Annotated in this window: 11 protein-coding genes, 1 pseudogene and 1 riboswitch; all 12 genes and pseudogenes read right to left on the reverse strand. The window is 38.6% G+C overall.

What is annotated here, in order from left to right; translation table 11 throughout:
- Nucleotides 1-58 precede the first annotated feature (58 nt).
- The 12 genes and pseudogenes from GNP35_RS00765 to hemA all read right to left on the reverse strand — a co-directional run bounded on the left by GNP35_RS00765 (nt 59) and on the right by hemA (nt 13,564).
- Complete coding sequence (locus tag GNP35_RS00765) at nt 59-931, reverse strand: NAD(P)-dependent oxidoreductase (protein ID WP_155693616.1); 873 nt, start codon at nt 929-931, stop codon at nt 59-61.
- A gap of 16 nt (nt 932-947) precedes the next feature.
- Complete coding sequence (locus GNP35_RS00770) at nt 948-2,066, reverse strand: succinylglutamate desuccinylase/aspartoacylase domain-containing protein (protein ID WP_155693617.1); 1,119 nt, start codon at nt 2,064-2,066, stop codon at nt 948-950.
- Between the two features lie 21 nt (nt 2,067-2,087).
- Nucleotides 2,088-3,473: a lysine-sensitive aspartokinase 3 gene (gene lysC, locus GNP35_RS00775; RefSeq protein WP_155693618.1), complete on the reverse strand. Its 1,386-nt coding sequence runs from the start codon at nt 3,471-3,473 to the stop codon at nt 2,088-2,090.
- Between the two features lie 76 nt (nt 3,474-3,549).
- Nucleotides 3,550-3,720, reverse strand: a riboswitch (Lysine riboswitch).
- Nucleotides 3,721-3,884: 164 nt separating this feature from the next.
- A complete protein-coding gene (locus GNP35_RS00780; protein ID WP_155693620.1) occupies nt 3,885-5,003 on the reverse strand; it encodes a beta-ketoacyl-ACP synthase III in 1,119 nt (372 codons plus the stop codon).
- 121 nt (nt 5,004-5,124) lie between these two features.
- A complete protein-coding gene (kdsA, locus tag GNP35_RS00785; RefSeq protein ID WP_330997690.1) occupies nt 5,125-5,982 on the reverse strand; it encodes a 3-deoxy-8-phosphooctulonate synthase in 858 nt (285 codons plus the stop codon).
- Between the two features lie 60 nt (nt 5,983-6,042).
- Nucleotides 6,043-7,284 carry a DUF819 family protein gene (locus tag GNP35_RS00790; RefSeq protein WP_155693623.1) on the reverse strand — a complete coding sequence of 414 codons (1,242 nt, stop codon included), beginning with the start codon at nt 7,282-7,284 and terminating at the stop codon, nt 6,043-6,045.
- A gap of 142 nt (nt 7,285-7,426) precedes the next feature.
- Nucleotides 7,427-8,230 (reverse strand): tetratricopeptide repeat protein, encoded by an 804-nt coding sequence (locus GNP35_RS00795; RefSeq protein WP_155693625.1) that lies wholly within the window; start codon nt 8,228-8,230, stop codon nt 7,427-7,429.
- Between the two features lie 37 nt (nt 8,231-8,267).
- Entirely contained in the window at nt 8,268-8,627 is a 360-nt protein-coding gene (locus tag GNP35_RS00800) for a SirB2 family protein (RefSeq protein ID WP_155693627.1), read from the reverse strand.
- Nucleotides 8,628-8,715: 88 nt separating this feature from the next.
- Nucleotides 8,716-10,265, reverse strand: a pseudogene (locus GNP35_RS00805) (DUF3369 domain-containing protein).
- Nucleotides 10,266-10,345: 80 nt separating this feature from the next.
- Entirely contained in the window at nt 10,346-11,215 is an 870-nt protein-coding gene (gene prmC, locus GNP35_RS00810) for a peptide chain release factor N(5)-glutamine methyltransferase (RefSeq protein WP_330997691.1), read from the reverse strand.
- A gap of 16 nt (nt 11,216-11,231) precedes the next feature.
- A complete protein-coding gene (gene prfA / locus GNP35_RS00815; protein WP_155693629.1) occupies nt 11,232-12,317 on the reverse strand; it encodes a peptide chain release factor 1 in 1,086 nt (361 codons plus the stop codon).
- Entirely contained in the window at nt 12,314-13,564 is a 1,251-nt protein-coding gene (gene hemA, locus GNP35_RS00820) for a glutamyl-tRNA reductase (RefSeq protein WP_155693631.1), read from the reverse strand. Before hemA ends, prfA begins: the two co-directional genes overlap by 4 nt.
- Nucleotides 13,565-13,664: the final 100 nt, after the last annotated feature.

The following is a 13,664-nucleotide window of genomic DNA, read 5'->3' on the forward strand; positions in this document are numbered from 1 at the left end:
CTAACTACACCACCATAATACAAACTCAAAAACAATATTTGGTTGTTACAAGTAACTTTTACTTTCTATGCACCTCTAGTCTTGCCATTAGGCTAGAGGTGTCCCAGCGATTACCGCCCATATTTTGAACATCAGCATAAAACTGATCAACAAGTGAAGTTAGGGGTAAAGTAGACTTATTTTTCTTAGCTTCATCTAATGCGATGCCTAAATCTTTACGCATCCAATCTACTGCAAAACCGAAGTCATACTGCCCTTGCCACATGGTATTATGACGATTGTCCATTTGCCAACTACCAGCGGCTCCTTTAGAAATCACCTCTACAACATCAACACCATTTAAGCCTGCCGACCGAGCAAAATGTAACCCTTCAGCAACGCCTTGTACAACACCAGCTATGCAAATTTGGTTAACCATTTTTGTTAACTGTCCTGAACCCACTTCTCCCATTAGCTTTACAAACTTGGAAAAGTGTTTAATAACTGGCTCAACCCTGTTGAAATCAGACTCTTTACCACCCATCATCACCGTAAGTTGTCCATTCTCAGCTCCAGCTTGACCACCAGATACAGGAGCATCCAAAAACGATATTTGTTGCTCCGCACAAATAGCGCTTAGCGCTCGTGCTATATCGGCTGAGGTAGTCGTATGGTCAACAATGACAGCGTTAGTTTTAGCTCCAGCAAGAATACCGTCTTTCCCTAACATCACTTGTTTTAAATCATCATCATTACCAACACAAATAAATACGATGTCAGAATGTTCTACCGCTAATTTTGGTGTTTTTTTGTAACAGCCTTTATAGGCCTCGGTCCATGTTATAGATTTTGATTCTGTACGGTTAAACACTGTCACATCAAGCCCAGCTTGAGCTAAATGACCAGCCATTGGGAAGCCCATAACGCCTAAACCAATAAAACTAACTTTCATTCTTTAAAACCTTTAATTATGCATCGGTTGCTATTTTATAAAGCTGAGTGCCAACCTGAACTGCAGCTGAGGGGTAGTGAAGTATAACAATACCAGAGCTTGGAGATTTAATCTCTAGCAGTCCTCTGTCATTATCAAACTCTAAGGAGTTTAGTACTCGAGCTATAGTTTGCCCTTTCTCAACTTTATCACCCGCTTTTGCTAGGTATTCAACCATACCTGCGTGCTTTGAAAATAGTGTTTTATAATTCTTTAAAGCTGTAACCGTTATATCGTTTGCGTCTATTTTAGGATTACCAGTTACTAGCCCTTCTGTGTTTAGGAAGTTTAATATGCCTTTCATATCTTCATAGGCTTGCGTTAAACATATGTTCTCTTGAGAACCAAGCTCAACGGTAAATGCTTTCACGCCATATTGGAATTCTACCCCTTTTTCGCAGAGGCCTTGTTGTAATAGCCTCCATGGAATAAAGCTCGCTTCGTCTAAAGCACCAGCAAACTTGCATGGTATGGAAATTATATTTTCAATATTAAAACGCCTAGCATGCTCTACTAAAAAGTCAGGACTATATATGTGTCGTGTAGAAGATGGTCCCGTATGTAAATCAATGACTAAATCAGCCTTAACGGCCAGCGACTGTAACTTATGGTTTAAATATTGCGCTGTATTTATACCCCACTCGCCTTTTGTTAAGTCTTCAATGGATTTGCTTAACGCGAACCTAAAGTCGGATACTATTCTTTTCTCATTCGCTTTATCATTTAAGGATTCACTACCTTCTAACGAGTTTAAAAACTTCGTTACTAAAGATTCATCATAATGATAAAAACGATTCCAATTATTACCCGTAGTTGCGTCAAAGCGTCCCTGTAAATACTCTCCTGCTCTTTGTGTTCTGCCAAAGGGATTACAATTGGGAACCAATATAAAGTTTGTGTTTAAACCTAGTTTAGGTAAAAAGGTTAATAGCTGAAAAATAACAGCACTACCCTGCATTTCGGCTGCATGAACTGCGCTTTGGATATATACGCTAGGAGCATCGTCTTTTCCACAGTTTACATAATAAACAGGGATCCCAATCTCTTGGCCAGCGATATCCTGATTTAAGGTTAGTAGCTCTTTTGTAATCTTCATATTTAACGCTCTCTAAAAGGCTTAACCAAAAATCTGATCGTGAATATTAGTAACAACGTTTTTCGCGATGCTTTGTTTAACTAAAAAACATACATTGTGCCTGCTTGCACCGTGGCAAATCATTCTTATTTGGTAATCACCTAAAGACTTAAATAGTAATTCGGTGCTTGATATCGTTTCATGATCTGGATTGTGATTACCGATAACCGCCACCAATGATAACTCCCCTTCTATAGATACCGCGCAAAAGTCTTCCAATTCAGTTATGCACTCCTGTGGCAATATTCCTTCACTAACTCCATTTATGTTGTCAAACGTGAGCGCAACGGAGATTTCAGATGTCGTGATGAGATCGACGGAAAGTTCATACTTAGCTAAAATAGCAAATACTCTTGCTAAAAAACCACTAGCCAATAGCATATTTGGACTACTTAGAGTAACAAGGGTCTGGTTTTCTCTAAGTGCAATTGCTCTTACGCCACTCGTTGAAGGTTTTGTTGTTAAATGAGTGCCGCCTGCAGAAGGTTCTAAACTTGAGCCCACAAAGACATCAATTTGAGATCTTATTGCCGGTAGTAATGTTGCAGGATGCAATACTTTTGCACCAAAAGTAGCAAGTTCAGCAGCCTCATTAAAACTAAGCGCTTTAATTGGTTTCGCTGTAGTGACAAATCTAGGATCAGAAGAGTATATGCCTGCCACATCTGTCCAAATCTGGAGTTTATCTGCATTGATTGCTTCAGCTATTAGCGCAGCAGAAAAGTCTGAACCTCCGCGACCCAAAGTCGTTGTATTTCCGAAGCTGTCTTCGCCAACAAAACCTTGTGTGATATACAGACATTCCGGCAGGTTTAATGACAGTTGGCTTTGTTGTTTTATTGCAGTTAAATCTGGCCTCGCATGACCAAATCGACTATCGGTCTTTATTATGCGTCGAGCATCAAATCTAACGAGTTGGGGTTTATCGTCAACATTAGAAAGCAACTCAGTCATTATTTCAGTAAATAAATAACTAGAAAAACGTTCACCAAACGATAGTATTTCATCCACTAATTTCAAACTAAACTGCTCTCGTAACATTTGCGATGCGTATTCAAGCTCATGGACAAGGTTTAATACGTAACCGTTAACTCGGTTTTGTTCAATTTGTTTTTGTTCAAAAAGGCCAGCTGATATATCTAGTTGTATGTTTTTGATGTTATCAATTAGTGTAGAGGCAATTGCATCTGATACATCTTTTGCGGTTAGCTCTACTAATAAATTAGTCACTCCTGCAGAAGCTGATAACACAACAACTTTTATTGACGGTTCTTCTATGACAATGTTGGCACAACGTACCATTGATTGATAATTTTTTAAGCTTGTACCGCCAAATTTTGCAACGGTTACAGATGATACTTTTGACATGTTTTTCCCAAATCTAAATTAAGTTTTGGGGAGGGATCAGGCACAGGTAAGATCGATGATTACGCAACTGAACTTACCGGCCAGAAGCGCTCCACCATATAGGTGACAACCAATAGGACTCAACCTATATAGCCGAACAATACTTATCTCAACAAGTATTACCCTCGGCGACTATTCCCTGACAAATTATCAATGAAGTTGAGACTTCTCCAATTTGCTACCTAATAGCCGCACCTCTTCTGACGTTGCATTTAGCAACACATCGGCATTTACCGACGGGCGTACTTTAATAAAAATTAGAGTAAAAAGTCAAATAAAGTTTATCGACTCTTTATTGGTTAAAAATTAATTATGCGCCCGGTCAGCAGAATTTTATTCGTACTAATCAAGCTTACTTTTTACTCTAAGGACTTATATGCGCTCTAAACTTATACAACCAACTGAATATCCGGCACCAAAGCTACATAAAATACCCTTGTCCCCAACAGAAAAATCATCGCTGTATTTATGAAAAGCAACAATGGAACCCGCAGAGGCTGTGTTAGCGTATTCATCTAAAATTAATGGTGCGTCTAAAAATTCCGGCTCACGACCTAGAAGCTTTTTAGCCGCAAAGAGGTTCATATTAATATTAGCCTGATGCAACCACATACGTTTGACGTCGGTTACAGACCAACCATTTTTGTTTAGGTGATCCGTGATGGTATTAGTAACTATTGGTAATAACTCTTTAAACACTTTTCTACCTTCTTGGAAAAAGTATGAGTTATCAGCAGGTAACTCGTCATAACAATGGTCTACATAACTATGCGAACATCTAATGTTATTTGAAAATTTAGTTATTTGATCCGTAGCTACTATTTTAAACTGCTGCTTCGATGTAGCGGTTTCCATACTCTCGATAACCATGGCTGTTGCTACGTCACCAAATATGAAGTGACTGTCGCGATTCGTATAATCTAGTTGTGGCGTTGTAAACTCAGGGTTTACCACTAACACGCACGTTGCTGATCCTGCTTTAATTGAATTGTAAGCGTTGATAATTGCAAAAGTAGCTGTTGAACACGCTACATTCATATCAAAAGCAAAACCTGATGCGCCTAGTATTTGTTGCACTTCTACAGACATTGCTGGATATGAGCGCTGCATGTTTGAAGAGCCTAAAATAACCAAATCTATGTCTTCTGCTTTTTTACCAGATTTTTCTAATGCTTCTTTCGCGGCTTCAACGGCCATCAGCACCATTTCCGGTGGCTCTTCCGCATTATACTTTTTCATCTTAGGATGAAGTACATTTACGTCAGTAATACCCTCTTTTACCATGGCATATCGTGACTTTATACCTGACGCTTTTTCTATGAACTCAACACTAGAACGTTTTTTTTCTTCAATATGCCCAGTTTCAATCTCTGTTTTATGTGTTTCATTAAATTGATCAGCGTATTCATTAAGAACATCAACTAACTCTTGGTTCGAGATTTTATGTGGAGGGGTAAATAGGCCTGTACCCGAAATTACTATTGATGACATATTGAGCCTTTATATTAAAACTGGTCTGCCATTATTATCTTAGTGGTAAATCAATAAGGCAAATTTAATTAAGAGTTGAAAAAGAGCTTAACCTCGTTTGATTAAGCTCTGTATAGTTAGATTACAAGTTGTTTGCTGACGTATCCAGCGGGGCGAAGGATTTTATGAGGTCATCCACTTGTTTCATTTGAGTTAAAAACCCTTCCAATTTAGATAGTGGTAACGCACATGGGCCGTCACACAGCGCTTCATTTGGATTTGGGTGCGCTTCAATGAAAAGTCCAGCTAACCCTAATGCCATACCACTTCTTGCAAGTTCTGCTGCTTGAGCTCGGCGTCCATCAGCAGAATCTGTTCTGCCGCCAGGACGTTGTAAGGCATGTGTTGCATCAAACATAACTGGAGCCATACGTTTCATGTCATCCATACCTAACATGTCAACCACAAGGTTATTATAACCAAACTGACTGCCACGCTCACATAAAATAACCTTTTCGTTACCTGATTCATGAAACTTCTTAATGATATGTTTCATTTCATGTGGTGCTAAAAACTGTGGCTTTTTAACGTTAATAATTGCGTTTGTTTTACCCATAGCAACAACCAAGTCTGTTTGACGTGCTAAAAACGCTGGTAACTGAATAATATCTACTACTTCTGCTACAGGCTGTGCTTGTTCAGGAGCGTGTACATCGGTAATTATCGGCAAATCAAATTGAGTTCTGATTTCTTCAAATATTTTTAAACCTTCTTCTAAACCTGGGCCACGATATGAATTGACTGAAGAACGGTTCGCTTTATCGAAACTAGCTTTGAATACATACGGAATACCAAGCTTTGTCGTAACTTCTTTATATGTCTCGGCAATTTTTAATGCTAAGTCTCTAGACTCTAAAACATTCATACCACCAAATAAGACAAACGGTTTGTCGTTTGCAAGTTCGATATCTTTTCCAATTTTTATAATTTGCGTATTGATCGCAGATGTCATTTTAAACTCTCTATTTTTAAACTAACCGAATAACTTTTAAATGATTTATCAACTGGCTACATACTGTAATACTTGACCACAGAACCAAGCTGCATATGTGCCGATGGCATAACCCAAAACAGCCAGTAGAACGCCCACAGGCGCTAGAGCTGGATGGAAAGCAGATGCCACGATGGGTGCTGATGCAGCACCACCTACATTGGCTTGGCTGCCAACCGCCATATAAAACAGTGGTGCTTTTATTAATTTTGCTACACCTAGCATTAAGCAGGCGTGAATAATCATCCAAATTGCGCCTAATGCAAAGTATAGTGGACTATCAAATATTGCCATAATATCCATATGAAGACCGATAGCCGCTATCAAGAAATAAAGGAAGGCAGAGCCTACTTTTGATGCCCCTGCTGCTTCTATCTTTCTTAATCGAGTAAATGACAATGCAATACCCATTGCACTAGCACTGACTATCATCCAGAAAAACTTACTGTGGAAACTTAGCTCTTTGGAGTTAGGGAAGTTTTCTATCATAAACGGAGTGACAATATCTGAAAAGATGTGTGCGACACCAGTAACACCAAAGCCTATGGCACAGATAATCATTAAGTCTTCAAGGTGAGGAATACGAGCATGCTTTTTCTGAAATTCAATAACATTTGTTTTAAGCTCTTCTAATGCTGTGGTATCTGCGCCTGTTTTTGCGTCGATACTCTTGGCGTTGCCGGCTAACAATAATAGAACAGCCATCCAAATATTTGCCATTATAATATCAACAGCAATCATAGAAGAAAAAATAGTATCGCCAACTTCATAAATCTCTTTCATTGCCGTTTGGTTAGCGCCACCACCTATCCAACTGCCGGCAACCGTAGTCATTCCTCGCCAAACGTCTTGAGGGCCATTGTTACCAAGTAGTTCTGGGTAAAAATACGAAACAATTAAAAGTGCTATTGGTCCGCCAATAACAATACCAAAAGTACCGGTAAAGAAGAGAATAATTGCTTTAGGACCCAGTTTTAAAATACCAGGTAAATCAACACTTATAGTTAAAAGCACTATACATGCAGGTAACAAAAATCGTGACGCGACATAGTAAATGTTGTCCGACGCCTCCACGCTTACTAAGCCTGCTGAGTTGAAAATAGAAGGGATAAAATAGCAAAGTAATAGCGCAGGAACATACTTATAAAACGCTTGAAACTTAGCATTGCTGCTTTTACTAGTGTAAAAGACAAAACCTAAAATAAGTGCTAATAACCCTAGGAGTGTTGCTTCATTTGTAATAACTGGCATTTAAGCTGATTCCTTTAAACTCACGATTGAATTTTCAATTCTTATTCTTTTTATGTGTTTTGTTTTGTTTTGTTTTGTTTTGTTTTGTTTTGTTTTGTTTTGTTTTGTTTTGTTTTGTAAAAAAACAACCAATATCTATAATTTAATGCAATGTGTGGGTAGGAGCAACCTGCTCTTCTAGCTGAGATTTAAAAAATGCCGCCATAGGATCGTTTGGACAAGCCTTTATAAAGTACTTTAAATCATCTGTAGCCACATGGTCACAGTCTAATTGCTGAAGCACTATTCCACGGTCACGTCTTTCATAAGGGTCTTCAGGTAAAAGCGCCATCAATGTTTCGACACACAATAGCGCTTCTTCATAAAACCCTTCGGCCAATAGACAGATCTTTTGTTCGCTCAACAACTCTTTTATCAACTCTTCGTGGTCAATTGGCTGTGCGTATGCCGCAATGCCACTTAACATACTCTCATTTAAATCATCACTAGTGATAATATATTCTGTTGCACCAGAAATAGAGTCAATCACAATTAACTCAGAGTTACTCAACTTAACCACTAAACCAATGTCATCTTGCAATTCAGCAATAAAAGCATTAAAACCCAATTCTTTTAATAGGTAGGCCATAACAATAGCTAACGTTAAACTATTACCAGTTCGAGACTCGATACAATAACTCACTGATCCTAACGCAGACTCTGGCACGCTTTGCAGGCCAGGACCGGAAAATGCTAACTCATCAAAAATACTATCAATGACTTTATAAAGCTCTTCTTGATTAGGCACTTTCTCTACGCAGTATTGTTCAAGGTGATTAACAAGCTCTTCTAACGTAGCCAAAATATTAGGTTTGGATATCTTTGATTGCCAATTTTGTTCAAGATCGAGTAGCTCAATTAATAAATCGTTCGCGCTATTTGATGATATAAACCAGTTTGCTGACATTACTTCTCTTAAAAATCAGATTTAATACTTTAGCGACTTACGCTAGTTTTGTTACTGCCATAAATGCAGCTAAAATTAAGCTGATTGATGCACCTGTTAACATTAAAATGGCTTTTTGCTTATTCGCGCTTTTTATTGCTAAGGCTGCAAACACAATATAGGCAATCACAAAGGCAACTTTGAAGGTTAACCAAGTAATAACAAGTGGGTATTGTTGAAGGACAATGCACAAACCAATAGCAGAGGCAATTAGACAGGTGTCGATAATGTGTGGCAATATTTTTAGTAACTTCGGTAGGCTTTTACCAGCCATTTGAACTTGGTAAAACCTGAAATAGAATAGAATAACGCTCAATAATACAAATGTTAAATGAGCATGCTTTAAACCAATATACATTTTAAAACCCTTGTTATGGCATTTACTTACATTTCATTGCCGCCAAAATCCAGTTGGCTATGTTAACAAATTAATTACAAATTATCTGCTAGCTTTTAAAAACCGCTTCAAATTTTTGATGATTCGTTTCAACTAGGTCTATAAGACTAGGGTCAAACTCGATACCTGCTTTTTCTTTTAGATATTGCATAGCTTGATCATGAGACCAGTCAACTTTGTATATGAGTGCGGTTCTGAGTGAATCATAAACATTAGCGACTTTAACTATACGGGCAAATATATGAATGTCTTTTCCTTTCAATCCTTTTGGATAACCGGAACCATCCCAATTCTCATAGTGTTGGTAGGCTATTTTAGATCCGAATTGTATAATTTCGCTTTTTGAGCCTTTTAGTATTTCATGCCCTAAAAGAGGAGACTCTTTTACCTGTTTCCATTCATCATCTGTTAGCTCAGACTGCTTTTTCAATAACGTGTCTGGCAGTGAAACTTTACCAATGTCATGCAAAGGCGCAGCCTTTTTTAACATTTCGATTTCTGACTCTTCTAAGCCGTACCAACTCGCTAGCAAACCAGTTAACGCAACCACATTTCTTATATGACCGCCTGCATCGTTCAACCTTTTTTCAATGGCACCGCCTAAACGCTCTAATAATTCAGTTTGCGACGATTCTAATTCTACTTTTAACTGGATACTCTCGAAGGCAATTTGTACGTTTTTAGCAAACAATTCTACTAAGTCTCTGTGTGTATCACTTAAGTCAGAAGGTAACCCTGAAACAAAAAGCAACGAATTTGTAGAGAACTTACTATGGCAATAGGCAATTAAGTAATTGTCTTGATAAACGATTGATCGTGATGAGATAGCCTGACTAAATGCGTCTTGTAATTGACTCGACTTGATAACGTCAACATCAGATACTTGATGTCCGATGTAATCAGCAAATTGTCCTTGTGCGGCTACAACAGTAAGGTCTTTTGACGTACTTCTAGCGGGGCAATTAATCATAAAACTATCGGTTGCATACATAGCCTGCTCTTCACCACAGCCTAGTACCGACGTCAGTTGTTGCATTACACCGTCAATGAACTGTTCCATGGAATGAACATTAAATATATCGGCCGATGCAGAAATTATTTTTTAAGTCCTTCATGGCTCTGTTCTAAAGAACGCAAGTCTCTATAGGAGCGCAAACCTGATAGCACCACAGTAAATAATTTTTGAGCTGTTAATTCGGTTTTAGATTTATAGTCATTAATGTCGTAATTCAAAATTACCTGCTTTTCAGGAGCTTGCCCAGGCTGCCCTGTTCTTAAGATAATTCTCACATTTTTATTTTTAAGCTCGTTGCGAATATAATTGGCTACGTTTAGGCCAGCATCATCGGTTTCCATCACTACATCAAGTAATACAATCGCGATATCATTATTCTCTCTAATAATATCTTTAGCTTCAGCACCACTATAGGCGCTCATAAACTCTATTGTTTTTTCTTGATACAAAAAGTCACTCAACGCTAACTTCGTTACAGCATGAACCTCTGGCTCATCATCAACGACAAGGACTTTCCATTTACCAATTGTTTTTACTTCCTCAGGCTCTGGGTTATCGCCTGAAAATAAAAAATCATCAACCATGAACAACTATTTCCTATGCTGTTTAATACTACCACTGTACAACGAGTGTAAATCATTAGTATTTAGACTAAACGCAAAGTTTAAAAATAGCCAATCGTTATACGATCATTTTGACCTAAATCAATAAATGTATTGATGTTTTTAAAGCCATTATCAAAAAGACACTGGCGAACAAACTCAGCTTGATCATAACCATGTTCTAACGCAATCAATCCTTGTTTGTTTAAATAATTAGGAGCTTGTTCAATAATATGGATTAGATCGGACTTTCCTTGATCCCCGGCAGTTAATGCACTTTTGGGTTCAAATCTAACATCGCCTAAGTCTAAGTGAGGATCTTGTGGGTCAATATAAGGCGGGTTGCTGACAATAATATCAAAGCGTTGTTCATGTACAGCTGAGTACCAATCACTTTGTATAAATGTACAGTTATTAATATTGTTTAATGATTTATTTCGAGTCGCTAATTCTACCGCATCTTTGTTGAAGTCTGCACCTAGCCAAGCCATTTCTGGTAACTCACTGGCTAATGAAAGTGCGATAGCACCTGTACCGGTTCCTAAATCTAAACCTTTGCCGTTCATTGGGAAATCAAAGTCTGATATTGAACTTAAAACCGTTTCTACTAACAGTTCCGTATCCGGTCTAGGGATCAAAGTGCTATTATTAACTTCTAGTGTTAAAGTCCAAAAGTCTCGCTTTCCAATTAAATGTGCAATCGGGTGTCCGAGTAGCCTTTGTTCGACAAGTGATGTGAAATATTCTAATTGCTCGGTTGTTAAAACAGCATCTGGCCACGTAAATAAATAAGCTTTTGGCTTTTCAATTACATGCAGTAACAGTATTTCTGCATCTAGTTTAGCCGTATCAGACATTTTTTTAAAAGCTAAAGCGGCATCATCGATAGCCGCTTTAATGCTTGGTTCAGAAATGCTTAACTCAGATTTCACTGACAATTTGTCTCACTTACTCTTCTGACATTGAAGCTAATAAATCAGCTTGGTATTCAGTCATTAGAGGCTGAAGAACACAATCTAAATCGCCTTCAATAATTTCATTCAGTTTGTAAAGTGTCAGGTTAATACGGTGTTCTGACAATCGACCTTGAGGGAAGTTGTATGTACGAACGCGCTCTGAACGATCACCACTTGCAACAAGATTACGTCGCATACTAGTCTCTTCTGCATTACGTTTTTCATCTTCTGCTGCCTGAATACGAGCACTCAATACCGACATCGCTTTAGCTTTGTTTTTGTGCTGCGAACGTTCATCTTGGCACTCAACAACGATACCAGTAGGTAAATGCGTAATACGAACCGCTGAGTCCGTCTTGTTCACATGCTGACCACCGGCACCTGATGCTCGGTAAGTATCAATTTTTAAATCAGCTGTATTTATTTCAATTGCTTCTGCTTCTGGGATCTCTGGCATTACTACAACAGTACATGCTGAAGTATGCACACGCCCTTGAGACTCAGTCTCTGGAACACGTTGAACGCGATGACCTCCAGATTCAAACTTCATAGTCCCGTATACATCATCACCAGTAAAGTGAGCGACGATTTCTTTAAAACCGCCATGTTCACCTTCGTTAACGCTCATAATTTCTACTTTCCAGCGTTTTGCATCTGCATAACGGCTATACATACGGTATAAATCACCGGCAAAAATAGCGGCTTCATCACCACCTGCACCGGCTCTAATTTCAACAAAGCAGTTGTTTGAGTCATTCGGATCTTTAGGCAACATTAATACTTGTAGTTCATCTTCAAGACGCTCAATATCTTTTTTAGCGGCTTTCATTTCTTCTACTGCCATTTCACGCATTTCTGCGTCTTCTTCTTCCATCATCAATTTAGCTTCTTCTAAATTACTTGATGCAGTTTGAAACTCCGTGAATGCTTTTGTAACGTCTTCTAAGTCTGAATACTCTTTTGATAACGCTCTAAAACGGTCTTGGTCAGATATAACCCCAGGATCGCTTAACAGTGCTTGAACTTCTTCGTAACGTTCTACTAAGCCTTCAAGCTTGGTAATTATTGATTGTTTCATTGGATCCCCAATACGGTTTTCATAGTCGCCAACTGTTCGGTGTTCTTGCTTTCAGCTGCTTCTTTTAAGGCAGACGTTGGTGCATGAATCAGTCGGTTTGTTAATTTGTTTGCCATCTCAGTTAATACAGTTTCTGCATCATTGCCGGCTTGAATTTGATTTAGTGCTCTAACCAAAAGCTCATCTTTAATTGCTAAGCTCTGGGTACGGTATTCTTTTATTAAATCAACGGAATCTAGCGAGCTTAACCAGTCGGAAAACATGCTCGCTTTTCCATCGATAATTTGATCTGCTTCAACAGCGGCTTCAGTTCGTGCCTGCATGTTGCTCGCTACTATCTCTTGTAAATCATCGACAGTATATAAATAAGCATCGTCTAATTCTGCCACTTCAGGCTCAATGTCACGAGGCACCGCTAAATCAACCAAAAACATAGGTTTGTGCTTGCGGTTTTTAAATACTTTTTCAATTAAACCTTTGCCTATAATCGGCAATGTACTGGCCGTTGAGCTAATCACAACGTCAGCGGTCAATATCTCTTCTGCTATCTGGCTAAGCGCACATACTTTTGCGCCAAATTGCTCTGCGATTCCCTCAGCTCTACTTAATGTTCTATTTGCTACAACAATATCTTTAGCGCCTTGCTCATAAATATGTTTTGCAACCAACTCTATTGTTTCACCAGCACCAACTAATAATACTTTTTTACCTTTAAAATCACCAAAAACCTGTTTTGCTAATGTAACCGCAGCATACGCTACTGAAACAGCATTGGTGGCAATGTCGGTTTCCGTTCTAACTTGTTTAGCTACTGAAAAAGACTGTTGGAACATACGTTCAAAATAGGTTTGGACAGTACCGACTCCACGAGCTTGTTGATAAGCCTGCTTAACCTGCCCTAGTATTTGAGGTTCACCTATAACCATGGAATCTAAGCCACTTGCAACTCTCATTAAATGACGTGTCGCTTCTATATTTTGGTGAATATAAACGTGCTGCTCTAATTCTTCTGATGGAACCTGGTGAAATTTAGCTAACCAATTTACCACTTGCTGGGCTTTTGCCTGTTCACCAAAGCAATAAATTTCTGTACGATTACACGTTGATAGTATTACAGCTTCATCACAACCAGCATCATTTTGGATTGTTTTCAGCGCCTCAGGCAAACGCTCAGGCGTAAAAGCCAAGCGCTCTCTTAGAGCAACAGATGCAGATTTGTGATTTATTCCTAATGCTATAACGGACATACAGTGCTTAAAAGACCTAGATTTAAAGAACAGGCAATTCTACGAAAATCGCGGACTTTTTAAAAGCCTGTAACCATCTTTATTATGAGATATCGTAGTA

The sequence above is a fragment of the Psychrosphaera haliotis genome (genome assembly GCF_009728465.1).
Lineage (GTDB): Bacteria > Pseudomonadota > Gammaproteobacteria > Enterobacterales > Alteromonadaceae > Psychrosphaera > Psychrosphaera haliotis.

Excerpts from the sequence above, each read along its gene's own strand:
- GNP35_RS00770 (WP_155693617.1), bottom strand. The coding sequence starts at position 2,066 with ATGAAGATTACAAAAGAGCTACTAACCTTAAATCAGGATATCGCTGGC.
- hemA (WP_155693631.1), bottom strand. The coding sequence starts at position 13,564 with ATGTCCGTTATAGCATTAGGAATAAATCACAAATCTGCATCTGTTGCT.
- lysC (WP_155693618.1), bottom strand. The coding sequence starts at position 3,473 with ATGTCAAAAGTATCATCTGTAACCGTTGCAAAATTTGGCGGTACAAGC.
- GNP35_RS00795 (WP_155693625.1), bottom strand. The coding sequence starts at position 8,230 with ATGTCAGCAAACTGGTTTATATCATCAAATAGCGCGAACGATTTATTA.
- GNP35_RS00765 (WP_155693616.1), bottom strand. The coding sequence starts at position 931 with ATGAAAGTTAGTTTTATTGGTTTAGGCGTTATGGGCTTCCCAATGGCT.
- prfA (WP_155693629.1), bottom strand. The coding sequence starts at position 12,317 with ATGAAACAATCAATAATTACCAAGCTTGAAGGCTTAGTAGAACGTTAC.
- GNP35_RS00790 (WP_155693623.1), bottom strand. The coding sequence starts at position 7,284 with ATGCCAGTTATTACAAATGAAGCAACACTCCTAGGGTTATTAGCACTT.
- GNP35_RS00800 (WP_155693627.1), bottom strand. The coding sequence starts at position 8,627 with ATGTATATTGGTTTAAAGCATGCTCATTTAACATTTGTATTATTGAGC.
- GNP35_RS00780 (WP_155693620.1), bottom strand. The coding sequence starts at position 5,003 with ATGTCATCAATAGTAATTTCGGGTACAGGCCTATTTACCCCTCCACAT.